Source organism: Tsukamurella serpentis, from assembly GCF_054780975.1.
The window spans coordinates 558,994-585,217 of sequence record NZ_BAAGVH010000002.1; the positions used below are offsets into that span (position 1 = coordinate 558,994).

25 protein-coding genes are annotated in these 26,224 nt (G+C 70.5%); 12 read left to right on the forward strand and 13 right to left on the reverse strand.

All coding sequences use genetic code 11. From position 1 onward, the window contains the following. Window positions 1-2 precede the first annotated feature (2 nt). Complete coding sequence (locus ACYVHG_RS05060; protein WP_461166326.1) at window positions 3-389, forward strand: PaaI family thioesterase; 387 nt, start codon at window positions 3-5, stop codon at window positions 387-389. Window positions 390-421: 32 nt separating this feature from the next. On the opposite strand, the gene ACYVHG_RS05065 is transcribed toward ACYVHG_RS05060, so the two are convergent. Continuing rightward, a complete protein-coding gene (locus ACYVHG_RS05065) occupies window positions 422-865 on the reverse strand; it encodes an SRPBCC family protein (RefSeq protein WP_461166327.1) in 444 nt (147 codons plus the stop codon). A gap of 129 nt (window positions 866-994) precedes the next feature. Between ACYVHG_RS05065 and ACYVHG_RS05070 the strand changes: the two genes are divergently transcribed. Both ACYVHG_RS05070 and ACYVHG_RS05075 read left to right on the forward strand, forming a co-directional pair. Beyond that, window positions 995-2,569, forward strand: coding sequence for an MDR family MFS transporter (locus ACYVHG_RS05070; RefSeq protein WP_461166328.1), 1,575 nt, complete (start codon window positions 995-997; stop codon window positions 2,567-2,569). Between the two features lie 50 nt (window positions 2,570-2,619). Further along, window positions 2,620-3,156, forward strand: coding sequence for an META domain-containing protein (locus ACYVHG_RS05075; protein WP_461166329.1), 537 nt, complete (start codon window positions 2,620-2,622; stop codon window positions 3,154-3,156). On the opposite strand, the gene ACYVHG_RS05080 is transcribed toward ACYVHG_RS05075, so the two are convergent. Beyond that, on the reverse strand, window positions 3,153-4,883 hold the full coding sequence (locus ACYVHG_RS05080; RefSeq protein WP_461166330.1) for a glycerol-3-phosphate dehydrogenase/oxidase: 1,731 nt from the start codon (window positions 4,881-4,883) through the stop codon (window positions 3,153-3,155). The two genes, ACYVHG_RS05075 and ACYVHG_RS05080, sit on opposite strands and share 4 nt — an antisense overlap. A gap of 99 nt (window positions 4,884-4,982) precedes the next feature. Between ACYVHG_RS05080 and glpK the strand changes: the two genes are divergently transcribed. Both glpK and ACYVHG_RS05090 read left to right on the forward strand, forming a co-directional pair. Continuing rightward, a complete protein-coding gene (glpK, locus tag ACYVHG_RS05085) occupies window positions 4,983-6,536 on the forward strand; it encodes a glycerol kinase GlpK (RefSeq protein ID WP_461166331.1) in 1,554 nt (517 codons plus the stop codon). A gap of 60 nt (window positions 6,537-6,596) precedes the next feature. After that, window positions 6,597-7,754 carry an aminotransferase-like domain-containing protein gene (locus ACYVHG_RS05090; protein WP_461166332.1) on the forward strand — a complete coding sequence of 386 codons (1,158 nt, stop codon included), beginning with the start codon at window positions 6,597-6,599 and terminating at the stop codon, window positions 7,752-7,754. A 2-nt stretch (window positions 7,755-7,756) separates the two neighbouring features. Here ACYVHG_RS05090 and ACYVHG_RS05095 read toward each other — a convergent pair whose 3' ends face one another. The 7 genes from ACYVHG_RS05095 to ACYVHG_RS05125 form a co-directional block, all read right to left on the reverse strand. Then, a complete protein-coding gene (locus ACYVHG_RS05095) occupies window positions 7,757-9,085 on the reverse strand; it encodes an MFS transporter (RefSeq protein WP_461166333.1) in 1,329 nt (442 codons plus the stop codon). Window positions 9,086-9,403: 318 nt separating this feature from the next. Then, entirely contained in the window at window positions 9,404-10,495 is a 1,092-nt protein-coding gene (galK, locus tag ACYVHG_RS05100) for a galactokinase (protein ID WP_461166334.1), read from the reverse strand. After that, window positions 10,492-11,589: a galactose-1-phosphate uridylyltransferase gene (galT, locus tag ACYVHG_RS05105; protein WP_461166335.1), complete on the reverse strand. Its 1,098-nt coding sequence runs from the start codon at window positions 11,587-11,589 to the stop codon at window positions 10,492-10,494. The genes galK and galT overlap by 4 nt, the downstream gene beginning before the upstream one ends. Further along, window positions 11,586-12,377 (reverse strand): DeoR/GlpR family DNA-binding transcription regulator, encoded by a 792-nt coding sequence (locus tag ACYVHG_RS05110; protein WP_461166336.1) that lies wholly within the window; start codon window positions 12,375-12,377, stop codon window positions 11,586-11,588. Before ACYVHG_RS05110 ends, galT begins: the two co-directional genes overlap by 4 nt. Next, on the reverse strand, window positions 12,364-12,675 hold the full coding sequence (locus tag ACYVHG_RS05115) for a hypothetical protein (RefSeq protein ID WP_461166337.1): 312 nt from the start codon (window positions 12,673-12,675) through the stop codon (window positions 12,364-12,366). Before ACYVHG_RS05115 ends, ACYVHG_RS05110 begins: the two co-directional genes overlap by 14 nt. A 13-nt stretch (window positions 12,676-12,688) precedes the next feature. Continuing rightward, window positions 12,689-14,392, reverse strand: a complete 1,704-nt coding sequence (locus ACYVHG_RS05120; RefSeq protein WP_461166338.1) for a sodium:solute symporter family protein — start codon at window positions 14,390-14,392, stop codon at window positions 12,689-12,691. 92 nt (window positions 14,393-14,484) lie between these two features. Then, the gene (locus tag ACYVHG_RS05125; RefSeq protein ID WP_461166339.1) at window positions 14,485-15,888 is read right to left on the reverse strand and encodes an NAD(P)H-quinone dehydrogenase; all 1,404 of its coding nucleotides are present in this window, start codon (window positions 15,886-15,888) and stop codon (window positions 14,485-14,487) included. A 73-nt stretch (window positions 15,889-15,961) separates the two neighbouring features. Between ACYVHG_RS05125 and ACYVHG_RS05130 the strand changes: the two genes are divergently transcribed. Beyond that, window positions 15,962-16,456 carry a gamma-glutamylcyclotransferase gene (locus tag ACYVHG_RS05130; protein ID WP_461166340.1) on the forward strand — a complete coding sequence of 165 codons (495 nt, stop codon included), beginning with the start codon at window positions 15,962-15,964 and terminating at the stop codon, window positions 16,454-16,456. Window positions 16,457-16,491: 35 nt separating this feature from the next. On the opposite strand, the gene ACYVHG_RS05135 is transcribed toward ACYVHG_RS05130, so the two are convergent. Genes ACYVHG_RS05135 through ACYVHG_RS05145 form a run of 3 tightly spaced genes read right to left on the reverse strand, consistent with a single transcriptional unit; the run spans window position 16,492 to window position 19,610 of the window. Further along, the gene (locus tag ACYVHG_RS05135) at window positions 16,492-17,694 is read right to left on the reverse strand and encodes an amidohydrolase (RefSeq protein ID WP_461166341.1); all 1,203 of its coding nucleotides are present in this window, start codon (window positions 17,692-17,694) and stop codon (window positions 16,492-16,494) included. Further along, window positions 17,691-18,893, reverse strand: a complete 1,203-nt coding sequence (locus ACYVHG_RS05140) for an amidohydrolase (RefSeq protein WP_461166342.1) — start codon at window positions 18,891-18,893, stop codon at window positions 17,691-17,693. The genes ACYVHG_RS05135 and ACYVHG_RS05140 overlap by 4 nt, the downstream gene beginning before the upstream one ends. Window positions 18,894-18,896: 3 nt before the next feature. Beyond that, window positions 18,897-19,610 carry an enoyl-CoA hydratase/isomerase family protein gene (locus ACYVHG_RS05145; RefSeq protein WP_461166343.1) on the reverse strand — a complete coding sequence of 238 codons (714 nt, stop codon included), beginning with the start codon at window positions 19,608-19,610 and terminating at the stop codon, window positions 18,897-18,899. A 32-nt stretch (window positions 19,611-19,642) separates the two neighbouring features. On the opposite strand from ACYVHG_RS05145, the gene ACYVHG_RS05150 reads away from it, so the two are divergent. Genes ACYVHG_RS05150 through ACYVHG_RS05160 form a run of 3 tightly spaced genes read left to right on the forward strand, consistent with a single transcriptional unit; the run spans window position 19,643 to window position 22,623 of the window. After that, window positions 19,643-20,479 (forward strand): purine-nucleoside phosphorylase, encoded by an 837-nt coding sequence (locus tag ACYVHG_RS05150; protein WP_461166344.1) that lies wholly within the window; start codon window positions 19,643-19,645, stop codon window positions 20,477-20,479. Then, window positions 20,480-22,096 carry a phospho-sugar mutase gene (locus tag ACYVHG_RS05155; RefSeq protein WP_461166345.1) on the forward strand — a complete coding sequence of 539 codons (1,617 nt, stop codon included), beginning with the start codon at window positions 20,480-20,482 and terminating at the stop codon, window positions 22,094-22,096. Then, a complete protein-coding gene (locus ACYVHG_RS05160) occupies window positions 22,093-22,623 on the forward strand; it encodes a hypothetical protein (RefSeq protein WP_461166346.1) in 531 nt (176 codons plus the stop codon). The genes ACYVHG_RS05155 and ACYVHG_RS05160 overlap by 4 nt, the downstream gene beginning before the upstream one ends. 27 nt (window positions 22,624-22,650) lie before the next feature. On the opposite strand, the gene upp is transcribed toward ACYVHG_RS05160, so the two are convergent. Next, window positions 22,651-23,280, reverse strand: coding sequence for a uracil phosphoribosyltransferase (gene upp, locus ACYVHG_RS05165; protein ID WP_461166347.1), 630 nt, complete (start codon window positions 23,278-23,280; stop codon window positions 22,651-22,653). Window positions 23,281-23,344: 64 nt separating this feature from the next. Here upp and ACYVHG_RS05170 point away from each other — a divergent pair, with 64 nt between their 5' ends. From ACYVHG_RS05170 to ACYVHG_RS05180, 3 genes are read left to right on the forward strand one after another with little or no spacing between them, the layout of a single operon-like run. Next, window positions 23,345-23,662, forward strand: coding sequence for a hypothetical protein (locus ACYVHG_RS05170; protein ID WP_461166348.1), 318 nt, complete (start codon window positions 23,345-23,347; stop codon window positions 23,660-23,662). After that, window positions 23,659-24,849 carry a C40 family peptidase gene (locus ACYVHG_RS05175; protein ID WP_461166349.1) on the forward strand — a complete coding sequence of 397 codons (1,191 nt, stop codon included), beginning with the start codon at window positions 23,659-23,661 and terminating at the stop codon, window positions 24,847-24,849. Before ACYVHG_RS05170 ends, ACYVHG_RS05175 begins: the two co-directional genes overlap by 4 nt. Before the next feature lie 33 nt (window positions 24,850-24,882). Then, window positions 24,883-26,196 (forward strand): primosomal protein, encoded by a 1,314-nt coding sequence (locus ACYVHG_RS05180; protein WP_461166350.1) that lies wholly within the window; start codon window positions 24,883-24,885, stop codon window positions 26,194-26,196. Window positions 26,197-26,224: the final 28 nt, after the last annotated feature.

Consider the following 26,224-nt stretch of genomic DNA (forward strand, 5'->3'; position numbering starts at 1 on the left):
CCATGAGCAGCTCCGCGGCCGACCGCTACGCACAGCTCCTGGGCATCGAGGTGGCGGGCCACGGCGGCGGCCGGGCGCAGTCCCGAGCGCAGGTCACCGCTGACCACCTCAATCCGCACGGCACGACGCACGGCGCGTTCGTCTTCGCGCTGGTCGGGACGGCGGTGGCGGCCGCCGCCAACGACGACGAGCACACCGGGGTGGCCAGCGCCATCCACATCGACTACCTGCGGCCCACCCGCATCGGGGACGTACTGAGCGCACAGGCGAGCATCGGGGAACGGTTGCCCAAGGAGGACATCTTCGTCATCCGAGTCACCGATGGTGACGATCGGGCGATCGCACGGGCGACGGCCCGGTTCACCCGCCGGGTACGCGCCGCCGGCTAGCCCGGCTCACCGCGCGAGCTGTTCCGCCCGACTCACCGCGCGAGCTGTTCCGCCCGACGCGCCAGCGCGTCGACGTTGCCGCCGAAGCCGCGCCGCAGCGCCCGCCCCAGCACCAGGTCGACGACCGGGGCCATCGGACCGTCGAGCTGGAAGTGCGAGGTGTAGCGCGAGCGTCCCGCTCCCAGATCGACGATGCGCTGCTCGCGAATACTGCGCAGCAGCCCGGCCGGAGCCGGGCGCATGGCGTACGCGAAGCCCTCGCCCTCGTCCACGGAGACCACGAACTCGGTCTGCGTCATCGGCTTCGATCCCACCAGCGCGACCTGCATGGTGAACCTCCCGCCGGGCCGCAGATCGCACTGCGCCGCGACCGCGAACGGATTCCATTGCTGGTAGGCGCCGAAGTCGGTGAGCACCTGCCACACCACCGGTGCAGGTGCGGCGATCTCGCGGCTGTGATCGATGACCAGGGGCATGTCATCAATCTAGAACATGTTCCATCTTTATGGGAGTGACGTCACAGTGCGAACTCTTGGGAAATATCTTCACCGTCGTTATAGTTGCATCTTGCACGTTATTGCTTAGAGTTTTGAAGGAAGGTACCGATGTCGGTCACCACGGCGGACGCACCGCCACAGCCATCGGCCCCCATGACCCATCGGGAGATCCTCGAGGTCATGGCGGGTCTGCTCGCCGCACTGTTCACCGCGCTGCTGAGCACGACGATCGTCTCCACCGCGCTGCCGCGGATCATCGCGGACCTGCACGCCTCGCAGACCGCCTTCGCCTGGGTGATCACCACCGCCCTGCTGGCCAACGCCGCTTCCACCCCGATCTGGGGCAAGCTCGCCGATCTCTACAGCAAGAAGATCCTGGTCCAATCGGCGATCGTGATCTTCGTGGCGGGATCCATCCTGGCCGGCGCGTCTCCGAACGTCTCCGTGTTGCTCGGCGCCCGGGTCGTCCAGGGCGTGGGCATGGGTGGCCTGACCGCGCTGGTGGTGGCCATCATCGGCAGCATCATCCCGCCGCGTGAGCGCGGCCGGTACTCCGGCTACATGGGCGCGGTGATGGCGGTGTCGATGTCCGGCGGCCCGATCCTGGGTGGCCTGATCACCGACCACATCGGCTGGCGCTGGTGCTTCTACGTGAGTGTGCCGATCGCGATCCTCGCACTGGTACTCATCCAGCGCACCCTGCACCTGCCGGTCAACCGCAAGGACTCGGCCTCGATCGACTGGTTGGGCGCCACCCTGCTCACCGCAGGCGTGTCCGTCCTGCTGATCTGGGTCTCGTTCGCCGGTAAGAACTACGCCTGGATCTCGGTCTCCACGCTGGTCTACCTGGCTTCGGGTATCGGACTGCTGGCACTGACGGTCCTGGTCGAGGCCAAGGTCTCCGATCCGATCATCGATCTCAAGATCGTCACCGAGCGCACCACCGCGCTGGCGATCATCGCCTCGATCGCCGTCGGCGTCGGCATGTTCGGCGCCAGCTCGTTCCTGGGCCTGTACTTCCAGACCGCCCGCGGCTACAGCCCGACGATGGCCGGCGTGCTGACCATCCCGATGGTGCTGGGCATGCTGGTCGCCTCGGTGACCACCGGCCAGTTGATCACCCGGTTCGGCGCCTGGAAGCGGTTCGTGGTGGGCGGCGCGGTGATCATGGCGATCGGCTTCGCCGTACTCGGCACGATCGACCATGCGACGCCGCTCTCGCAGGTCATGCTGTACATCGCGATCGTCGGCCTCGGCGTGGGCGCGCTGATGCAGAACCTGGTGCTCGCGGTGCAGAACACCGTCAGCGTGCAGAACATCGGTTCCGCGTCGAGCTCGGTCGCGTTCTTCCGCACCTTCGGCGGCGCGATCGGTGTCTCGGCCCTCGGCGCGGTGCTCGCCTCGCGGGTCGCCGAGCTCACCCAACAGGGCCTGGCCGCGCACGGCATCCGGGTGCCGGCGGGCGGCTCGTCCAGCGCCCAGCTGGACCTGAGCGCCCTGCCGGGGCCGATCCAGGAGATCATCCGCGCCTCGTACGGCGATGCGACCGGGCGGATCTTCCTGGTGGCGGCGGGGTGCGCGGTGGTCACCCTGATCGCGACCGCGTTGCTGCCGAACAAGCCGCTGCGGACCACGATCGACATGGTTCCCGAAGCCACCCGGGAGTCGGTTAAGTCCGACTAGGGTAGTACTGAAGGTACCAAAGTGACGGGTGAGGCGGCATAATCGTCGACATGATGCGTAAGTCCTCCCTCGTCCTCCCGCTCGTCGTCGGTGCCGCCGTCCTCACCGCCGGCTGCGCCGGAACCGCCGGCGCCGATCCGGCCCGTCCCTCCGCACCGTCGGGCTCGGTCAAGCCGTCCGGTGCCGCATCCGCCGCGCCGAAGCCGTCCATCCTGGGCGCGCAGTGGCGCCTGAAGTCCGACCCGGCCGCGTGGTTCCGGGTGCAGGGCTCGAACATCTCCGGCAACGACTCCTGCAACCTGCTCAACGGCACGGCCACCTCGCTGGCCAGTGCCGACCGGGTCGATTTCGGCGCCGGGCTGGCCTCGACGATGCGCTACTGCCCGGACCCGAATGGCACCCAGACCGCGATCAGCGAGGCCCTCAAGGGTGAGCGGATCTGGACCCGCAACGGCGCCGAACTCACGCTCACCGACCCGGACAACAACCGGTCCTGGAACTTCGTGTTGACCCCGGCCGGTGCGAACCCGTCCGCGAAACCGTCCGCCTCCGCGGCTCCCTCGGCCCCGGCGGCGGTGCGCCGCTAACGGTCGACGGCGCTCGCCCGCCGCCCCGGAACCGGGACCGGTTCGAGGATCTCGGCCCGGGCCTCGGGAGCGGCGGCGCGCAGCGCATCGGCGGTCTCGTCGTCGGGCATGATCTGCGATTCCATCTCCGCGGCGACCCGCGCCCCGTAGTTCTCCAGCTCCCGGGCGATGTCCGCCTCCGACCAGCCGAGTACCGGCGCGATCAACTGCGCCACCTCAGCGGCGGCCTCCAGGCCGCGATCGGAGTACTCGATGGCGATCCGGGTGCGGCGCGCCAGCACGTCCTCCAGGTGCAGCGCCCCCTCGGCGGTGACCGCGTACAGCGCCTCCACCCGCAGGTACTGCGGGGCACCGGCCAGCGGTTCAAGCAGGCCGGGATCGTCGGCCGCCATCGCCAGCACCTCACCGATGAGCGATCCGTACCGGTTGAGCAGGTGCGTCACCCGGTGCGGATGCACCCCGTGCTCAGCGGCGATCGACGCGGTCTGGTTGGACAGCGCGTAGTAGCCGTCGGCACCCGCCAGCGGCACCTTCTCGGTGCACGAGGTGGGGATCGGGTGCGGCAGGTAGGCCTGCGCGGCGTCCACGGCGTCCGAGCCCATCACCCGGTAGGTGGTGTACTTCCCGCCGGCGATGGTCACCAGGCCGGGCGCGATCGCCGCCACGGCGTGCTCGCGCGAGAGCTTGCTGGTCTCGTCGGACTCCCCCGCCAGCAGCGGCCGCAGTCCCGCATAGACGCCGGTGATGTCGTCCCGGGTGAGCTCGGTGACCAGCACCTTGTTCACGTGATCGAGGATGTAGTCGATGTCGGTGGCGGTGGCCGCCGGGTGTGCGAGGTCGAGGTTCCAGTCGGTATCGGTGGTGCCGATGATCCAGTGACTGCCCCACGGGATCACGAACAACACGCTCTTCTCGGTACGCAGGATCAGCGCCACGTCGGCGACGATGCGGTCCCGGGGCACCAGGATGTGCACCCCCTTGCTGGCACGGACCCGGAACCGGCCCTTCTGCTTGGAGAGCGCCTGCAGTTCGTCGGTCCACACACCGGTCGCGTTGATCACCACGGTCGAGCGGACCTCGGCCCGCTCGCCGGTCTCGCTGTCGCGCACCACCACACCGCAGACCCGGTCCGCCTCGCGGAGGAAGTCCACCACCTGCGTGGACGTGCGCACCACGGCGCCGTAGTGAGCGGCGGTGCGGGCCACCGTCATGGTGTGGCGGGCATCGTCGACGACGGTGTCGAAGTAGCGGATGCCACCGATCAGGGCGTCGCGTTTGAGGCCCGGTGCCAGCCGGAGCGCACCGGCGCGGGTGAGGTGCTTCTGCGCGGGCACCGTCTTCGCACCGCCCATGGTGTCGTAGAGGAACATTCCGGCGGCCATGTACGGGCGCTCGACGACCCGCTTGGTGAGCGGGAACAGGAAGGGCAGCGGCTTGACCAGGTGCGGCGCCAGTGACGACAGCGACAGCTCCCGCTCGTGCAGAGCCTCACGGACCAGGCCGAACTCCATCTGCTCGAGGTAGCGCAGGCCGCCGTGGAACATCTTCGAGCTGCGCGAGCTGGTCCCGGAGGCGAAGTCACGGGCCTCCACCAGCGCGACCTTCAGTCCGCGGGTGGCCGCGTCGAGTGCGGCGCCGACGCCGACGATGCCCCCGCCGATCACCACCACGTCGAACTCCTCGGCGCCGAGCCGGTCCCACGCCTGCGCCCGGTACTGCGGCGACATCAGCGGCGCGGAGGTCGAGAGCCCCGCGGATGTGCCCGCGGCAGTATCGATTCGAGGGTCAGCAGGGTTCATCGGCACTCACCATGTCAGTATTCGGGCGTGGCAGTTTCATCTCGCGACCCGCAGTTCGTCGCCGCGATCGACCAGGGCACCAGTTCGACGCGGTGCATCATCTTCGATCGGCGCGGGACCATTGTGGCCTCCGAACAACGGGAACACGACCAGATCTTCCCACGCAACGGTTGGGTCGAGCACGACGCCACGCAGATTTGGGTCAACACACGCCTGGTGTGCTCGCAGGCACTGGCCACCGCCGATCTGACCGCCGCCGACATCGCCGCGGTGGGCATCACCAACCAGCGCGAGACGGTGGTGGTCTGGGACCGCGCGACAGGTGAGCCGATCCACAACGCGATCGTCTGGCAGGACACCCGCACCGACGAATTGTGCCGGGAACTCGCGGCGGTCGGCCTCGACGAGCCGGACACCGACCGGTTCAAGGCATCGTCGGGACTGCCGCTCTCGACGTACTTCTCCGGCCCGAAGATCGCCTGGATCCTCGACCACGTCGACGGTGCCCGTGAGCGCGCCGAGCGGGGTGAGTTGTGCGCGGGGACGATCGACTCCTGGCTGGTGTGGAACCTGACCACCGACGACGAGATCGGTACCGGCGTCCCATCGAGCGGCCGGCCGCTGCACATCACCGACATCACCAACGCCTCGCGCACCATGCTGATGAACCTGGCCGACGGCGCCTGGGATCCGGCGACCTGCGCGGCGATGGGCATTCCGATGGCGATGTTGCCGGAGATCCGTTCCAGCGCTGAGGTGTACGGAACGGTGCGCGAGCGCGGCGTGTTCGGCGGGGTGCCGATCGCCGGAATCCTGGGCGACCAGCAGGCGGCGATGTTCGGGCAGGCCGCGCTGGACGAGGGATCGGCGAAGAACACCTACGGCACGGGGAACTTCCTGCTGGTCAACACCGGCTCCCGGCCGGTGTTCAGTGAACACGGCCTACTCACCACGGTCTGTTACCGGCTCGGCGACGAAGCCCCGGTGTACGCACTGGAGGGCTCGGTCGCGGTGAGCGGCTCCCTGGTCCAATGGCTGCGCGACAACCTCGGCATCATCTCCTCCGCCGCAGACGTGGAAGTGCTCGCGACCGGCGTGCCGGACAACGGCGGCGTGTACGTGGTGCCGGCCTTCTCCGGGCTGTTCGCGCCGCGGTGGCGATCGGACGCGCGCGGGGTGATCGTGGGGCTGACCAGATACTCCGATAAGCGGCACATCGCGCGAGCGGCCTTGGAGGCCACGGCCTACCAGTCCCGCGAGGTGATCGAGGCGATGAACGCCGACAGCGGGATTCCGTTGACGGAGTTGCGCGTGGACGGCGGCATGGTGGTCAACGACACGTTGATGCAGTTCCAGGCGGATGTGCTGAACGTCCCGGTGATCCGGCCGCGGGTGATCGAGACCACCGCGCTCGGTGCGGCCTACGCGGCGGGGTACGCCACCGGGGTCTGGACACTGGAGGAGATCCGCACCAACTGGGCGGAGGATCGCCGCTGGCTGCCGCAGATGCCGGAGCAGGAGCGCGAGCACCTGTTCGCCGAATGGAACAGGGCGGTGGAGCACACCTTCGACTGGGCCTAGTTGTCCACATAGTAAGACGGTCGTCTTGATTAATGGGACGCTCCCTGGGATTGTTTCGGCATGTCCCCCGAATCCGGTTCCCTCGCCGTCCGGGCGGTGCGCGGTTCGGCGATCCGTGACCTGCTCGCCGTCACCGAGCGTCCAGGTGTCATCTCCCTCGCCGGCGGCCTGCCCGCGCCGGAGCTGCTGCCGGCGGAGCGGATCACGCGGGCCGCTGCGCTGGCGCTGCACGACCCGTCTGTCCTGCAGTACGGCGTGACCGCGGGTGCGGCGGCACTGCGCGAGGTGGTGCACGCACGCGAGTCGGCGAAACTGGGCCGCGACGCCGGCGCGGTCCTGGTGACGCACGGTTCGCAGCAGGCGTTGTCGCTCCTGGCGCAGGCGCTGCTCGATCCGGGTGATCTGGTGCTGGTGGAGGATCCGGGATACATCGGTGCACTGCAGGCCTTCGACACCGTGCGGGCGCGGGTCCGCGGGGTGCCGATGGACGCCGGCGGTATGCGGGTCGACGAACTTCGGCCGATCCTGCAGCGCGAGCGGGTAGCGATCGTGCACACGGTCTCGAACTTCCACAACCCCGGCGGGGCCACGCTGACCGACGAGCGGCGGCGTGAGCTGGCCGGGCTCGCCGAGGAGTTCGGCTTCTGGATCGTCGAGGACGATCCGTACGGCGAGCTGCGGTTCGCCGGGCCGGCGGTGGCTCCGGTGGCGGCGCACTCGGACCGGGTGATCCGCCTGTCGAGTGCCTCGAAGACCCTGGCACCGGCGCTGCGGGTGGGGTGGATGCACGGCGATCCGGCGGCACTGGCGCTGGTGGAACGCCTGAAACAGGGCGCGGACCTGTGCGGATCGTCGCTCACGCACGCGGTGGCGGCGCAGTTGCTGGCCGATACCGAGTGGCTCGATGCGCACGTCGACGGCATCCGCGCGGTGTACGCCGAGCGCGCACTGACCCTGCATTCGGCACTCGCCGAGACCTTCGGAGAACGACTGCGGCTCAGCACCCCCGACGGTGGGATGTTCCTGTGGTGCGAGTTCACCGACGGCAGCGACACGGCGGCAGCGCTGCGTCGGGCCGTCCACGCCGGGGTCGCGTACGTGCCGGGCGCCGCGTTCGCGGTGCAGCGCAACCTCGACGGCGCGCTGCGAGTGTGCTTCACCACGTCGTCCCCGCAGGAGTTGCGCACAGCGGTGCACCGGCTCTCGTCGGTGCTCTGACGCTATCGATCCACCGTGGAGCACCGCCGCCCGCCCAGCACCACGACCGCTCCGGCGGAGACGATCACCCCCGCGCCGACCATCGCCGACCCGTACCCGGGCCGGCCGTCGGTGGCCGTCGCGGTCGCGACGAGTACCAACAGCGGGACACCGATCGCTCCGCCCAGTTCGCCACTCGAGTTCATCACGGCCCCCATCGATCCCGCCTGCCCGCGCGGGACCTGCGACATCGCCAGGCGGGTCGCGGCCACGAACGCCGGGCCCATCGTGACGCTCGTCCCGGCCAAGGCCGCGATCACCAGGATGAGCGATGAGCCGTCCGGTCCGGTGAAACCCAGCGGCAGCAGGCACACCCCAGTCGACAGCAGTCCCCAGCCGGCGACCCTGGCCTCCCCGAACCGGGAGATCAGTGCGGGACTGAGGTTCGACGAGACCGCCAACCCCACGGGATACGGCAGGCACACCAGCGCCGCGGACAGGGCGCTCATCCCCAGCACCCGCTGCACGTACAGGCTGACGATGACGAACAGCCCCGTCATCCCCAGGCCACCCACACCGAGCACGATCACGCCCAACAGCCGACGCCGGTCGCACACGAGTGCGGGCGGCACCAGGGCGTCCGGCGTGCGGTACTGCAGGGCGGCGAATCCGGCGATCACCAGGCCCCCGACCGCGATCACCGCCATACCGGTACCGGCCGAATCGCCCTCGACCTGGGCCAACCCCACCAGCAACAGCGCCACCCCGGAGAACGCCGACAACACACTGGGAACGTGCCACGCCGACGACGTGGTCTCACGGTCCGCGGTCAGGGTCCGCCTCGCGGCCAGGGCCGCGATCAGCACCGTAGGAACCGAGACGAACATCGTCGCGCGCCAACTGAGCAGATCGGTGAGTAACCCCCCGGCCAACATGCCGACCGCCGCTCCGACACCGGTCACCGCGCCGTAGACGCCGAAGGCGCGGGCTCTCGACGCCCCGGAGAAGGTGGTGGACAGGAGCGCCAGCGCCGCCGGGGCCAGCACCGCGGCGACCGCCCCCTGCAGGCCCCGGGCCAGGAAGTACACCCATGCCGTGGGTGCCGCACCGGCCAGCGAGGCGAAAACGGCGGTTCCGATCAGGCCACCGATGAAAGCCCGGCGGTGCCCGATCCGGTCGGTGATGCGCCCGCCGATCAGGAGCAGTGAGCCGAAGGCCAGCAGGTACGAGGTGACGGCCCAGGATTGGTATCGCTCCGGGACGGCCAGCTCCACGGAGAGTTCGGGTAGGGCGATGTTGACGATCGCATTGTTCATGATGACCACCAACTGGGCGACGGAAATCGTCGCCAACGGGGCCAGGAATGGGGTCGGGCGGGAAGTGTTCTGAGAGGTTTCGTCGATCACGATGGAAGTCCGGGTTCGTTCGAGCAGAGGGAATCTGCGAGAGAAGGGGAGATGGACACACCACACCTGTGGTGCGGAGTCCTATCTCACTGAACCCAGATCAGGCCGGCCGGCCGACGCCGACGGCACGATGCACCGTCCGCGATCCGCTTGCTGCCCCACATGGCACCGGACTCTATCGCCGCGATCACTGCGTTGCAATCCGATTCGCCGCCCGGACGACTCACCCCGCACCGGTACCGCGCTGTGCGGCCGCGCTGCCGATCAGAGCAGGTGCGCCCCGCGACCCGGTCGCACCACGGTGAGCACCGGTTCCGGGTGGCCGGCACCGGCCACCCGGGCTGGCAGCCGGGAGGCGATCCGCTCCGCGGCGTCCGCGGAGGCCAGCGCGATCACGGTGCCACCGAAGCCGCCCCCGGTCATCCTCGCTCCGTGGGCTCCGAGTTCCACCGCCACCGACGCGATGAGGTCGATCGCGGGGACGGTGATCTCGAAGTCGTCACGCATCGACGCCTGGGACTCGTTCATCAGCACGCCGAAGCGGCGGTGATCGCCTTCCCGCAGAGCCGCTGCGGCTTCGACCACCCGCCGGTTCTCGGTGAGCACGTGTCGCGCACGCCGCCGGATCCGGTCGTCGGTGAGCCGCTGCCAGGCGTCGTCGTCGACCTCGCGCAGCGAGACCGCACCGAGGTGCGCGGCGGCGCGCTCGCAGGCATCCCGACGCTCCCGGTACTCCCCCGCCGCATGGCTGTGCGGGGTGCACGAGTCGATCGCCAGTAGCACCTCGTCGCCGAGCCGCAGCGGCACCGGATCGACGGACAGGCTCCGGAAGTCGAGCAGCAGTGCGGTGTCCGCAGCACCGTGCAGGCTGCTCATCTGGTCGAGCAGTCCGGTCGGGGCGCCCACGTACTCGTTCTCCGCACGCTGCGCCAGCCGCGCCAGCGTGGTGCGGTCCGGCGACGGCGCGCCGGCCCCGGCTATCAGGGCGAGCAGTACCGCGCACTCCAGTGCCGCCGACGACGACAGCCCCGCACCCACCGGCACCTGCGAGCTCAACCGGATCTCACCGGAGGGCAGCGCAATTCCGTGTTCTCGTAGCACCCAGACGCATCCGGCGACGTACGACGCCCACCCCCGGACCCCGCCGGGTTCGGTGTCCAGCGGCACCCGGACCTCGTCGCCGCGCTGCGCCGAGTGCACCGCGATCACCGGACTTTCAGCCGATCCGGCCGCGACGGTGCTGAATTCGGCGACGGCACCGATCTGCAGGGCGATCGGCAGCGCGAACCCGTCGTTGTAGTCGGTGTGCTCCCCGATCAGGTTCACCCGGCCCGGGGCGTACGCGCGCACCGTCATCGAATCACCTCCCGCAACTGTGCCGCGATCGCCTCGGGGGTCTTGTCGGTGATGAAAGCGTCTCTGCCGGACTCCGACCCGGCGAGGTACTTGAGTTTGTCGGAACTGCGGCGGATGGAGAACAGTTCCGCGTGCAGGTAGCCCTCGGCCGAGCCGGAGCGGTACTGGTGCCACCCCGCGATGTACGGAAGCGGCGCGTCGTAGAGGGCGTCGAAGCCGCGCAGCAGGCGCAGGTACACCGCCGCGAGATCGTCGGCCTCCGCGTCGGTGAGCTCGGTCAGGTTCTGGTGGTGCCGGTTCGGGTACACATGCACTTCGACGGGCCATTTCGCGGCGTACGGGACGAATGCCGTGGTGTATTCGGTGCGGATCAGTATCCTTGTGCCCTCGGCGATCTCAGCGGCGAGTACCGCTTCGAACAGGTCCGCATCGTGTTCGGCGCGGTACGCCTGCGCGGTGCGCACCAGCGCGGCGGTGCGCCGGGTGCGCAGCGGGTAGCCGTAGATCTGGCCGTGCGGGTGCGGCAGCGTCACCCCGATCTCCTCGCCGCGGTTCTCGAAGCAGTACACCTCCTCGATGTCACTACGCGCGAACATCTCCGCTGTCCGATGGGTCCACGCGTCCACCACCAGCCGGGCGCGGTTCGGCGAGAGTCGCGCGAACGACCCCTCGTGTTCGCTGGTGAAACACACCACCTCGCAGCGGCCGATGCCGGGCCCCTGGGCCCGTAGCGGATCGTCACCGGACGGCTGCCAGGGCACTCCCGGCGGTCCGGACAGCGACGGGAACCGGTTCTCGAAGACCGCCACCTCGTAGTCCCGGGCCGGGATCTCGCTGGAACGGCCCGTGGGATCCGGGCACAGCGGGCACATCGAGCGCGGCGGCTTGTAGGTGCGTTCCTGCCTGGCGGGGGCGATGATCACCGCGTCGCCGGTGGTCGGATCCCGCCGGACCGTGGTCTGCGACACCTGCGGGCGCTGGGGCAGGCCCCGCTGGTCGGCGGTGATCGACGGCGGCTCGTCGGCGTTGAAGAACAGGATCCGCCGGCCGTCGGCCAGCCGGGCCGCGGCGGGATCGGCGATCTCGCGCGTCATCGCGGCGCCTCGGCGATGGTCAGGTCGATCTCGGCGCCCAGTGCCTCCCGGGCCGGGCGGGCGAGTCCGTCGTCCATCAGTAGCACGTCCACCTCGCTGAACCGGGCGAACAGGTGCGCGCCGATCTCCCCGAACTTGGTGTGGTCGGCGAGCAGAACGGTCGATCGCGCCGAACCGAGCAGCCGCCGGTTCGTCTCCGCCTCACCGATGTTGGGGGTGGTGAAACCCGCGGCGGGGTCGATGCCGTGCGCACCGAGGAAGGCGATGTCGCAGCGCACACGCTCGAGCATGGCGTTCGCGACCGGACCGACGAGGGCGTCCGACGGTGTCCGCTGCCCTCCGGTCAGTTGTACCGACGGGGCGTCGGTGAACGGCTCGTCGCCGGCGTCGGTGAGCACGTGGAAGATCGAGATCGAGTTGGTGATCACCGAGATGCGGCGGCCGCGCAGCAGGCGGGCCAGTTCCAGGGTGGTGGTCCCGGCGCCCACGGCCACGGTCATGGAGTCGTCCACCAGTTGCTCGGCGGCAGCGGCGATGGCCCGCTTCTCCGCGGTGTCGCGCACCGCTTTCAGCGCGGACAGCGGCTCCATTCCGGTGCCGGCCGCGGCGCCGGTGCGGACGGCTCCGCCGTGCACCTTGGTCAGTTCCCCCGCCTCGTCCAGTCGGTCCAGGTCACGGCGGATCGTCATCTCGGAGACACCGAGGTCGGCGGCGAGGTCCATCACCCGGACCGACCCCCGTTCGGCGGCGACGGCGAGGATGGCGCGGCGTCGTTCAGCTGCCAGCACGCCGCGCTCCCCGCACCGCCCACAGCGCGAATCCGGTCGCCACCAGTAGCAGAGCGCCGCCCACCCACAGATTGCCGACACTGCCGACGGCGAGATCGGTGCGGTCGGGGGTGTGCTGGAGTTCGCGGGCGCCGAGTTCGGCGAAGGCCGGTGCGATTCCGGCGATCAGCAGCAGCAGGCCGTAGATGCCCAGCAGTGCCGCGATGATCGAACGGATGTCGAAGAGCATCGTCAGCGGTGACTGCGGCCGCTGCTCCGACTGCTCCGGCGGGTTCAGGTTCGGGGTTTCGTCGGTCATGTCCGGCTCCTCGTCAGTTGAAGATCAGGCCGAGTAACACGGCGACCGAGATCACGGTGGCGCCGAGCGGAACGGGGCGGGCGTACCAGGGGGCGGCGGAGTCGTCGTCGCCCTGCAGGGTCTGCTTGTCGGTCATCGAGTACACGAAGCCGGCCAGTTCGGCGTCCGGCTTGGGCCGGGTGACCAGCGACACCAGCACCGAGACCAGGATGTCGACGACGAACGCCGCGGACGCGGCGACGAACGGCATCCCCTGCCCGGGCAGGTCGATCACGCCCACCTCCTGCAGCCCGAACACCGCGACCGCGGATCCGGTGCCGGCGAGCAGGCCCACCCAGCCGGCGGTCGGCGTCATCCGCTTCCAGAACATGCCCAGCAGGAAGGTCGCGAACAGCGGGGCGTTGAAGAAGCCGAACAGGGTCTGCAGGTAGTCCATCAGGTTCGAGTAGCCGGCCGCGATGGTGGCCGTGCCGATGGCGAGCACCACCGCTCCGACCGTGGCGATGCGCCCCACCCGGATGTAGTAGCCGTCCTCGCGGTCCTTGACGACGTACTGCTGCCACAGGTCGTAGCTGAAGACGGTGTTGAAGGCCGAGACGTTCGCGGCCATACCGGCCATGAAGGAGGCGATCAGGCCGGCGACGGCGACGCCCAGTAGGCCGTTGGGCAGGATGTCGCGCATCATCAGCAGGATCGCGTCGTTGTAGGTGATGCCGTCGGCGGCACCGGTGTTCTTCAGGTGGATCATGTCACCGACCACGGCGGCGCAGATCATGCCCGGAACCACCACCACGAAGGGGATGAACATCTTCGGGACCGCGCCGATGATCGGCGCGCGCCGCGCCGCCGACATCGAGTTCGACGCCATCGCCCGCTGCACCTCGACGAAGTTGGTGGTCCAGTAGCCGAAGGAGAGCACGAATCCGAGGCCGAAGACGATTCCCACCACCGACCACACCGGGGAGGAGAATCCGCTCAGGGCCTGGCCGGGCCACGTGGACAGTTGCTCGCCGACGGTGGCGGTGACGGTGCCGTCCGGTCGGGTGGTGTCGATGACCTTCTCCTTGAGGCCGCTCCAGCCGCCCACCTTGATCAGGCCGATCACCGTCAGCGGAACCAGTGCGGCGAGGATGACGAAGAACTGCAGCACCTCGTTGTAGATCGCCGCGGACAGCCCGCCGAGCGCGGTGTAGGTGAGCACCACGGCGGCGGCGACGATCAGCGACACCCAGCGCGGCCAGCCCAGGACCGCGTTGACGACGGTGGCCAGGAGGAACAGGTTGACACCGGCGATCAGCACCTGGGCCAGTGCGAAACTCAGCGAATTCACCAGGTGCGCACCCGGTCCGAAGCGGCGCCGCATGAACTCGGGGACGCTGCGCACCTTCGATCCGTAGTAGAACGGCATCATCACCAGGCCGAGGAAGACCATCGCCGGGATCGCGCCGATCCAGTAGTAGTGCATCGTCGCCATGCCGATCTGGGCACCGTTGGCGGACATGCCCATGATCTCGACCGCTCCCAGGTTCGCCGAGACGAACGCGATACCGGTGACCCAGGCGGGAAGCCGCCGGCCGGAGAGGAAGAAGTCGAGACTCGACGCCACCTGCCGGCGGGCGAGGTACCCGATGCCCAGCACGAAGACGAAGTAGATCGCGACCAGTGTGTAGTCGAGCAGCCCGACGTTCAGTCGGAGCGCACCGTCGGCGAGGAGCATCGCGCCTCCAAGGTCATCCAGAACAATTTCTCACGGAATATAACAGCTCCGCACAACCGGATGACACGGATTCGCACATCCGCGCCCAGGAACTACGCCAGGTCGTCCTGCCGCATCAACTGCCGCGCCGCCTCGGTGACCGAACCGGCCAGCGACGGGTACACCGAGAAGGTCTGCGCCACGTCGTCGACGGTGAGACCGTTCTGCACCGCGAGGGTGAGCGGGAGGATCAGTTCGGAGGCGTTCGGCGCCACCACGACCCCGCCGATCACCAAGCCGGTGTTCGGCCGGCAGAAGACCTTCACGAAACCGCGCCGCACCCCGGACATCTTGGCCCGCGGATTGGTCGCCAGCGGCAGCATCACCGTGCGCGCCTGGTAGGTGCCCTCGTCGATCGACTCCTGGGAGACGCCCACCGTCGCGATCTCGGGGCGGGTGAAGATCGCCGAGGAGACCGTCTTCAGCTTGATCGGCGAGACCCCCTCCCCCAGCGCGTGATACATCGCGATCCGCCCCTGCATCGCGGCCACCGAGGCCAGCGGCAGGACACCGGTGCAGTCACCGGCGGCGTAGATGCCCGGCACCTTGGTCCGCGAGACCCGGTCCACCGGGATGAAACCGCCCTTGCTCAACTCGATACCGACGTCCTCCAGGCCGATTCCCGCGGTGTTCGGGATCGAGCCGACGGTCATCAGGCAGTGCGAGCCGGTGACGGAGCGCCCATCGGTCAGGTGCACCACTACACCGTCGTCGGTGCGTTCGACCTTGTCCGCATAGGCCCGCTTGACCAACGAGACGCCGCGATCGACCAGGGCGTCCTCCAGCACCAGGGCCGCGTCCTCGTCCTCGTGCGGCAGCACCCGGTCCCGGGAGCTGACCAGCGTCACCTTGATACCGAGTTCGGTGTAGGCGTGCACGAACTCCGCGCCGGTCACACCCGATCCGACGACCACCAGGTGCGTGGGCAACTCGGCCAGGTCGTAGAGCTGGCGCCAGGTGAGGATCCGCTCGCCGTCGGGCTCGGCGGACTCCAGCACCCGCGGGGAGGCTCCGGTGGCGACCAGGACCACGTCGGCCTCGAGGGTCTGCTCGCCGCCGGAGGGGGTGACCACGTTCACCACGTGCTGCGCCATACCGGGACTCGACGGTGCCAGCGAGGCGCTGCCGCGGATGATCCGCACACCCTCGCCGATCAGCCGTGCGCGGATGTCCGCCGACTGCGCGGAGGCGAGGTCCTTGACCCGGCCGTTGATCCGCTCCAAGTCGATCTCGACCCGCTCGAAGGACAACTCGATGCCCAGGTCGACGGCGCGCCGGGTCTCGGTGCGCACGCCGGTCGAGGCGATGAAGGTCTTCGACGGCACGCAGTCGTAGAGCACGCACGCGCCGCCGACCCCGTCGGCCTCGATCACCGTCACGTCCCCGCCGTGGGCGACCGCAACCAGCGCCGCCTCGTACCCCGCCGGACCGCCGCCGATGATCACGATGTTCGTCATACCTGCAACGCTAGCGCCCCTCCGCGATCGACGTACCCCTCAGGGGCTCGTCGGCGCGCGCTAGAGTTCAGCTGTGCCGATCTACGCCGCCTACGGCTCCAACATGCACCCCGACCAGATGGCCGAGCGTGCCCCGCACTCGCCGATGGCGGGGACCGGGTGGCTGCGCGGCTGGCGTCTGACCTTCTCCGGTGAGGACATCGGCTGGGAGGGCGCCCTGGCCACCGTCACCGAGGACCCGTCCGATCCCGAGGCCGGAGTCTTCGTGGTGCTCTACGACGTGACCGGTGACGACGAGCAGTCACTGGACCGCTGGGAGGGCTCGGAGCTGGGCATCCACGTCAAGGTCAAGGCCCGGGTCGATCTGATCGGCGGAGGCTCGACCCTGGCCTGGCTGTACGTGGTGGACGCCTTCGAGGGCGGACTGCCCTCGGCCCGCTACCTCGGGGTGATGGCCGACGCCGCGTACATCGCCGGCGCTCCCGAGGAGTACGTGCTCGACCTGCGCACCCGCGAGTGCCGCAACGTCGGTCCCGGCCCGGGTGCCGCTGCGGACGGCCCGGCCTGACGGCCCCGGGAACCACACGCGAGGCCGGCCCCCGGCTACGCGGAGCCGAGAACCACGTTCGTGAACACCCGCACACCCATGTCCAGGGCCCGCTCGTCGAGTTCGAAATCGGGCTGGTGCAGGTCGTACTGGCGGCCCCGGCCGGACCACACGCCCAGGCGCGCCATCGCCCCGGGCGACTCCTCCAGGTACCAGGAGAAGTCCTCACCACCACCGGACTGGGGGGTGTCGACCACGCCGTCGGGAGAGACGAGCCGAGCCGCCTCGGCCAGGCGGGTGGCGGCCAGGTGATCGTTGATCACCGGCGGCACTCCGCGGGTGTAGTCGACCTCGTGCTTGATCCGCAACGGGGCCAGCAGCTCACCGACCACCTCGCGGACCAGCGGTTCCAGCGACTCCCAGATGTGGTGCTCACCGGTGCGAACGGTGCCGTGCAGGGCCCCGATCTGCGGGATCGCGTTCGGCGCTGATCCGCCGTTCGCGGCGCCCCACACCATGATCGTTCCCGAGCGCGGGTCCACCCGGCGCGAGAGCACCCCCGGCAGCCCGGTGATGACGGTGCCCATGGCGTAGATCAGGTCACTGGTCAGGTGTGGCCGTGAGGTGTGACCGCCGGGCGAGTGCAGGATCACCTCCACGTGATCGGCGGCGGAGGTGATCGCACCGGAGCGCACGCCGATCCGTCCCACCTCGATCCGGGGGTCGCAGTGCAGCGCGTAGATCCGCTCCACCGCGTCCATCGCCCCGTCCCGCACGGCCGAGAGCGCACCGCCGGGCATGACCTCCTCGGCGGGCTGGAAGATCAACCGCACCCCCACCGGCAGTCCGCCTGCGCGATCGAGTTCGGCCAGGGCGAGTGCGGTGCCGAGCAGGATGGTGGTGTGCGCGTCGTGACCGCAGGCGTGCGAGACCCCGGCGGTGGTGGAGCCGTAGTCGAGGCCGGTGGCCTCGTGGATCGGCAACGCGTCCATATCGGCGCGCAGTGCCACCTGCCGCCCGCCGGTAGGGCCGAGATCGCAGATCAGGCCGGTGGTCGAGAGCTTGCGCGGCGCGAGCCCGGCCTCGGTCAGCGTGTCGAAGACGACGGTGGTGGTGCGCTCCTCACGCCACGACAGTTCCGGATGTGCGTGCAGATCACGGCGGAAGGCGCGGAGCCACTCGCCGTTGTCCCGCAACCACCGGTCGACGTGTGCGCGGGCCGCGACCACATCGCTCGCCGCACTGCCACTGCCGTTCACCGTCCGCCTCCGTCTTCACCACTGTGCGCGGCCCCGGTCATCAGTCGCGCGCGTTCGTCCTCGTTCTCCGCGACCGCGGCGAACGCCGCGGCCAACGCCAGCGCACCGTCGCGCACGGCCCGATCGGCGGACTCGGACGCTGCCGCAGCCGTGAACTCCGCCTGGTGGGTCACAGCGCCGCCGGTCTCGAGGCCGATCAACGGATGGATCGACGGTACCGCGTGACTCACATTGCCCATGTCGGTACTCCCCAAGGGCACCGCCCCCTCGTACTCGGGCGCCACCGGCTCGCGGCCGATCGCCACCGCCGCGGCCCGGTAGGCGGCGGCCAGTCCGTCGTCGGTGCGCAACTCGGTGTACGCCGGTGAGACCTCGGTGACGGTGTGCGAGCAGCCGGTGGCCAGAGCGCCCGCGGCGAAGCAGTCCTGAGCGCGGGCGAGGAGCCGATCCAGCGCCTGCGCATCGTCCGCGCGCACGTAGTAGAGCAGCTCGGATGCGGCCGGCACCACGTTCGGGACGCTGCCGCCGGCGCTGACGATGCCGTGCAATTGCTGTCCCGGTTCGAGGTGCTGGCGCAACAGGCCCAGAGCGACCTGGGCGACGGTGACCGCGTCACCGGCGTTGCGGCCGGCCCACGGTGCGGCGGAGGCGTGCGCCTCCCGGCCGGCGTACCGGATCGCCAGGTCGGCCAGCGCCAGGGTGCGGGTGCGCACCACGTCGAACGGGGCGGGATGGACCATTCCGGCGCAGGCCACGCCGTCGAAGGCGCCGCGCTGCAACATGATCACCTTGCCCCCACCGGACTCCTCGGCGGGAGTTCCGTACACCTCGACGGTGATCCCCAGCTGGTCGGCGACCGAGGCCAGGGCGATGCCCGCGCCGAGGCCCGCGGCGGCGATCACGTTGTGGCCGCAGGCGTGCCCGATCCCGGGGAGGGCGTCGTACTCGGTGAAGACCGCGATCCGCAGCGGTCCGCTACCGGCCCGGCCGACGAAGGCGGTGTCCAGTCCGGCGATCCGGCGCTCGACCGTGAAACCGTGACCGGCCAGCGCTTCCGACAGCAGGGCGGCGGCGCGGTGCTCCTCGAAGGCGAGTTCGGGCGTCGCATGCACGCGATGGCTCACCGAGATCAGGTCCGGTCGCACCCGGTCGACGGTGGCGGTGAGCCGATCGAGGACGGAGGTGACGGCGCCCGTCACGGATCAGCCGAACTTGACGTCGGAGGGGGTCGGTACCGCCAGCGCCGCGATCAGGGGTGCGTGCAGATCGTTCTTGATCTTGTTGAGGGTCGGTCCGTCCGCGGCGGCGTTGGCGGCGGCGCGGGCGGTCGCGGCGCTCAGCAGTTCGGCCTCGGAGGCAGTGGCCGCCACGATCCCCGCGGCCACGGCCTCACCGCCGCCGTAGCGGCGTCCGGTGGTCATCGCTTCGAGCGCGCTCTGGTAGGGCAGCCGGGAGCGCAGCAGGGCGGCCATTCCCTCGGTGAAACCCATCTTCAGGCTGACCTCGGGCAGGCAGAAGAAGCCGCGGTCCTCACGCATCACCGCGAAATCACAGGACAGCGCGAGCATCGCCCCGGCGCCGAAGGCATGTCCGTTGACGGCCGCCACCGTCGTCATCGGGAAGGTGAGAAGACGGCTGAACACGGTGTGCGCGCGATCCAGGTAACCCGGCAGCTCACCGAAGTTGGCCAGTACGTACATCACGTCCAGGCCGTTGGAGAAGAACTTGCCGGTGGCGGTCACCACCAGGGCCGCCGGGCCCTCCCCCGCCTGCGCCTGTACCTCGTCGAGACGGGCGTGCACCGCGTCGATCCAATCCGGAGAGAAGCGGTTCTCCGGGTTCGTCTCGGAGAGCTCCGCGCCCTCGTCGCCCAGGTACAGGGTGAAGACGTCGTCGGTGCGTGTGAGGTAAGGCATGGCGCTAACGATAGCGGCTAGCATCTGGGGCCATGGAGCAAGATCCGGCGGCACGAGATTTCGGTATCAACGATCCCTCCGCGGCGGCGCAACAGGCCGCGGACACCCTGCTGGCGGCTACCGGGGGCGAGCCCTTCGACGTCGCGGTGGTGCTCGGCTCCGGCTGGGCTCCCGCCGCGCAGGCCCTGACCGAGCGCGGCACGCAGGCCGGTTCGGTGCCGATGGCCGAGCTGCCGCACTTCGCGCCGCCCAGCGCCGCCGGTCACAAGGGAACCGCGATCGCCGTCGAAGTGGGCGGCAAGCGGGTGCTGGTGCTGCTCGGTCGGACCCACGCCTACGAGGGCCACGACCTGTCACGGGTGGTGCATCCGGTGCGGACCGCGTGCGCGGCCGGTGCCCGCACGGTGATCCTCACCAACGCCGCCGGCGGCCTGCGGGAGGGCATGTACGTGGGCGAACCGGTGCTGATCAGCGACCATCTCAACCTCACCGCACGATCGCCGCTGGTCGGGGCGCAGTTCGTGAACCTGGTGGACGCCTATTCGCCGCACTTGCGGGCTCTGGCACAGCGCGTGGATCCCTCGCTGCAGGAGGGCGTGTACGCGGGCCTGCCCGGCCCGCACTACGAGACCCCCGCCGAGATCCGGATGCTGCGCACCCTCGGCGCCGACCTGGTCGGCATGTCGACGGTGCACGAGACCATCGCGGCCCGCGAGCAGGACGCAGCCGTCCTGGGCATCTCGCTGGTGACGAACCTCGCCGCGGGGATCACCGGCGAACCGCTCGACCACGCGGAGGTCCTGGAGGCCGGCCGCGCCGCGGCCACCCGGATGGGCGGGCTGCTCGCCGACGTGATCGAGGCGATGTAGATGTCCGAGCAGCAGGCGCGCGACTGGATCGACGCCGACCCCGACCCCGCCACCCGCGCCGAACTGGCCGGGCTGGCCCCGGACGAGTTGGCGGAGCGGTTCGCCGCCCCACTGACGTTCGGCACGGCGGGCCTGCGCGGCCCGGTGCGGGGCGGACCGTCGGGAATGAACGTGGCGGTGGTCACCCGCACCACCTGGGCGCTCGGCCAGTGGCTACTCGCGCAGGGCCTCGCCGGCTCGGTGGTGGTGGTCGGGCGGGACGCTCGGCGCGGCTCCGAGGACTTCTTCGCCGCCGCCACCGAGGTGCTCGCGGCTCTCGGATTCCAGGTTGTCGCCCTGCCCGAGCCCGGGCCCACCCCGTGGGTGGCGTTCGCGACACGCGAATTGGAGGCCGCGGCGGGCGTGCAGATCACCGCCTCGCACAATCCGCCGGCCGACAACGGCTACAAGGTGTACGTGCGCGGCGGCGCCCAGCTCGCCGCCCCCGCGGACGCCGAGATCGAGGCCCTGATCGCCACCGCTCCGGCGGCGAAGACCGTCGCCCGCACGGCCGTGCCGGACCACCCGCGGGCCGGTGAGGTGGTCGCCGCGTACCTGGACCGGGTCTCCTCGCTGCGTCCGCCGCCTGCGGGCCCGCTCCGGATCGCCCTCACCCCGATGCACGGGGTGGGTGGCGAGGTCGCGGTGCAGGCGTTGCGGCGCAGTGGTTTCGACGATGTGCACGTGGTCTCCGAGCAGTTCACCCCGGACGGCCAGTTCCCGACGGTGACCTTCCCCAACCCGGAGGAGCCGGGCGCGGCGGACCTCCTGCTGGAGCTGGCGCGACGGGTGGATGCCGATCTGGCGATCGCGCTGGACCCGGACGCGGATCGATGCGCACTCGGCGCGCGGTTCCCCGACGGCTGGCGGATGCTGACCGGCGACGAGGCGGGTTCCCTGCTCGGCGCACACCTGCTGGAGCAGCCGCTGGCGGGCGCCCCGCAGCAGCCGCTGGTGGCGACCACCGTCGTCAGCTCGGAACTGCTGGGTTCGATCGCCCGCGCCGACGGGGCCCGGTACGCCCGCACGCTCACCGGGTTCAAGAACCTGGTGCGGGCCGGAGACGGCCTGGTCTTCGCCTACGAGGAGGCGCTGGGCCTGTGCTGCGACCCGGCGGCGGTGCGCGACAAGGACGGGATCTCCGCAGCGGTGATCGCCTCCTGGTACGCCGCGCAGCTGCGGGAGCGCGGCAGCGGTCTCCCGCAGGCGCTGGAGGACCTGTTCACCCGGTTCGGGGTGCACCTGACCGGCCAGTACTCGCTGCGGGTCGAGGACGTCTCCCGGATCGCGGCGATCATGGCCGCCCTGCGCGCCGATCCGCCCGCCGAGGTGGCGGGCGTCCCGGTCGATTGCGAGGATCTCCTGCAGGCCACGCCCGCGACGGACGCGCTGGTGTTCCGCGGCGACGGGGTGCGGGTGACCGTGCGACCGTCCGGTACCGAGCCGAAGGCCAAGTTCTACCTGGAGGTGATCGAGCCCGTGACGGACCCGAGCCGCACCGCCCCGGCGCAGGACCGCGCCCGGCGGGCGCTGACCGCGGTGACCGAGACCGTCCGCGGCTGGGCGGCGGCCGGGTGAGCCGCCCGTCGGCGCCGACCGATCCCGCTCGCGGCCGCGTGATCGTGGGTTCGGTGGTGGTGGGTGTGCTGATCGTGATCGCGGCCGCCGCCGGGGCCACCGCCTTCGTCAGCCGGGACCGTGACGCCGCCCCGGTGGCGGCGACACCGCCCGCGTCGTCCCAGAGCGCCGAGCCGCAGCCGTCGGTGCCTTCGGGGGCACAGGCCCCGCCACCGGATGTACCGGGGGCGGACCGGCTCGGTTTCCTCGACTCGCAGGCCCGTTGCGCGGAGGGCGACACCCCCCGGATGATCGTGCTCACCGCGGTCTCGCAGGCGGTGGTGTGCGAGCGCGCGGGTGCGCTGTACTACGCCGGATGGCGGATGGACACCGCCTCCGGCACCCGGGTCGAGGGCGTGCTGCCCGCCGGCCCGGGGTGGGTGGCCCGGGCGCCGGACGCCACCGTCAACATCACGCCCGCCGGGCTGGTGATCAGCACCGGGTCCGGTGATTTCACCGAGCCCGCCACCGCCTCCTGGGTGGGCTGAGGTCTCGTCGGCCGCCCGGGCCCGCGCTCAGGTCCAGCGCGGGCCGAACTGGCGATCCCCGGCGTCACCGAGACCGGGGACGATGTAGGCGTCGTCGTTGAGCGCCCGGTCGACGGTGGCCGTGACCAGCCGGACCGGGTAGCCGCACTCCTGCAGCGCTCGAACCCCCTCGGGCGCGGCGACCACGCACACCGCGGTCACATCGGTGGCGCCGCGCTGCGCCAACAGGCTCAGGGTCTGCACCATCGAGCCGCCGGTGGCGAGCATCGGGTCGAGCACGAAGACCGGGCGCTCCCGCAGGTCCGCGGGCAGTGACTCGAAGTAGGGCTCGGGCACGTGCGTCTGCTCGTTGCGGCCCATCCCGACGAAGCCGACCTGCGACTCGGGGAGCATCGCGTGCGCCTGGTCCACCATGCCCAGGCCCGCGCGCAGCACCGGCACCAGCAACGGCGGAGCCGCGAGCGCGGCGCCGTCGGTGACCTCCAGCGGGGTGGTCACCGGCTCAGCCTTGACGGGCGCCTCGCGCATCGCCTCGTAGACCAGCATCTGAGTCAGTTCCTTCAGAGCCGCACGGAAGGAGGCGTTGTCGGTGCCGACACTGCGCAGGGCGGTCAGGCGGACGGCGGCGAGGGGATGGTCGACGACGGTGATCTGCATGCGGCAAGCGTATCGGGAACCGCACACCGGTCTGGGGCGTCCAATGTGTGAGGGGGTTGATCGCATGGAACCGTTCGAGATGACAGTGGGATCGGTGGCCGCGGCCGGCGGCGAGCTGGGGGCGCTCGCGGCGGCGGTGAGCGCGACCGCGGGGGCCTCGGCGGCGTCCGCCGGTTCGCTGGCACCGGTGTTCGGCATCGTCGGCGGTGATTACCTGGGCGAGTTGCTCGGCGCGGTCGCCGCGACCGATGCCGAGCTCACCCGGCTGGCCGCGTTCTACGCCTCGGCGTCCGCCGGAGCCGCACGCACCGTGGCGTCGACGACGGCCGTCGAAGCGGCCGGTGCGTCGTCGCTACTGGGCCTGCTCGGCGGCACGCCGTGAGCGGCATCGTCGAAGCCCTCGCGGCGCCGCTGAGGGCGCTGCTGGACGCCTTCGGCACCGGAGATCTGACCTCCGCTGGAGTGGACGCGGCGATCAGGGCGGTGGAGACCGAGCTGGCGCGGATCGGCTCGCAGACCGCCGGGACGAACGTTGCCGTCGGGCAGGCGTGGACGGGGGTCGATGCGGCCGCCGCGCAGCGCAGCATCGGCTCCGGCGGGATCGCCGCGGGCGCGTTGTCACAGCACACCGGCGCCCTTCGGGAGTCGGTGACGGTGGCGGCGGAGACGGTACACAAGGGCCACGCCGAGCTCACGTCGATCCTCGACTCGTTCGTCGGCAAGGCGGAGGCCGCGAACCCGACGCTGCTCGATCCGGGTGGCCTGATCGCCGTGCTCTCGCTCGCGGCCGAGCATCTGCAGCGGGCGCTGGATGTGCTCTGCCGCGTGCGCGGCGAACTCGACGGGGAGTCCGGGAAGGTCAGCGGGCTGGCGGCCGGAACCCCGCAGTCGCCGGGCACCGTCGACGGTGGCGCGGCGACCACTCCGGCTTCGACCTCGGCGTCGACGCTGCCGACCGGCACCGCGCCCGGTGGATCCGGGGCCGGGACCGGCGGCGGGGCGGGCGGAGGCAGCGGCGGGGGCGGTTCCGCACTGGGCGGTCTCGCGTCCACGCTCGGCTCCGGGGCGCGTTCCGGATCGGCGAAATCCACTGCCGGTCGCACACGCAGCGGTGCGAGCCCGGCCGGTGCCACGGGCCGCGGCACCGGTGCGACGGTGACCGCCGACGGCACCGGCGGGTACCAGGTGCGCCTGCCCGACGGCACCGTGGTGCGGGCACCGAATGCGAAGGCCGCCGCCGCGGTGCAAGCTGGACTGACCCAGCTCGGTGTCCCGTACTCGTGGGGCGGAACGACTCCGGGTGTCGGATTGGACTGCAGCGGATTCACCCAGTGGGCGTACCGGCAGGCCGGAATCGAGTTGCCGCGCCTGGCGAACGAGCAGGATGTGGGGGTGCAGGTCAGCGCCTCGCAATTGCAACCGGGCGACCTCGCGGTGTGGGAGGGGCACGTGGCGATGGTGATCGGCGACGGCCGGATGGTCGAGGCCGGGGACCCGGTCCAGATCTCGGCGATCCGCACCGACAACATCGGGCAGGCGTTCTACGGATTCTGGCGTCCCACCGGGTAACGGGCGGTTGCCCGGTGCACTAGTCTGGGCGCCATGGCGTCTGACATCGTCCCGATCGAACTCGGCCTCACCGACGGCCCGGTGTACACCCTGTGGGCACCGCGGTGGCGGGACGGGGAAGACGAATGGGAGGCCTTCCTCGGCCTCGATGAGGATCTCTACGGTTTCTCGTCGGTGGCCGAGCTGGTGGCCTTCGCCCGCGGTGGCGCCGCGAACGACCTCGACGATCACCCGGCCTGGGATGCGCTGACCACCCTGCCCGCGGAGGCCTTCGTGCCGCGCGAGGACCGCAGTTTCGACCTGATCTCGGTGCCCGAGCTGGCGGCCGAGGAGCCCACCCCCGAGGTGATCGCCGAGCTCGAGGACACCCTGGAGATCGTCGGCCTGATCGGCGAGGTGTGCGAGCTGATCGCGGTCACCAAGTTCTTCAACGGGAACCCGGTGCTCGGCACCGTCCGGATCGGTACCCGCAACTTCGAGGGCCGTGAGGGCGCGGAGATGTGGCACAAGGTGGGCCAGATCATCGCCCGCAAGTGGGACGACGTGGTCGACGCGATCGAGGGCGTGGTGAGCACGCCGGAGGTGTCGAAGTCCGCGGCCGCCACCGCCGAGCAGGAACTGACCGTGGCCGCCGAGAAGGCCGCCGCGCTGGCCGCCACCGATCCGGACCTCGACGACGACCTCGACGATCTGGACGACGCCGACGAGCTCGACGACGATCTGGACTCCGACGACGCAGCGGCGGCGGCCGGCCTCGGCGACGACGCGGACGAGGACGACGAGGACTTCATCGAGGACGACTCGTTCTGGGGCCAGGTGGGCATCGACCCGATCAAGATCATCACCTCGGGCGGCGAGTTCTACACCCTGCGCTGCTATCTCGACGACAAGCCGATCTTCCTCGGCCGCAAGGGGAGCATCTACGTCTTCGATTCGGAGAACGCGTTGGCCCGGTACCTGGCCGACGACAACGACACCGACTTGGCGGCCGTCTCCACCTACGAGGAGGTGCAGGTCGCCGCGACCGACGGCTCGCTCGAGATCGAGGTCTACGACGACAACGTCTACGTGCTGCCAGGTATCGGCGAGGACATCGCCGACGGCCCGCGCCGGATCGACCGCGACCAGCTCGACCTGGCGGTGGAGCTGCTCCTGGACTCGGCCGATTTCGCCGACGACTCGGCGGTGCGGGACGCGCTGCGCCCGACCACCCCGCTCGGCTTCTTCGTCTCCTACGCGCTCGATCCGCAGCCGCGCCGACTGGCGCCGTCGGGCCCCTTCGACAACGAGGCGGAGGCCTGGCGGGCCCTCGAGCACGAGTTCGAGGACCGCCTGGCCAAGAAGTGACTCCCGGCCCCGCGGCCGAGGAGTACTC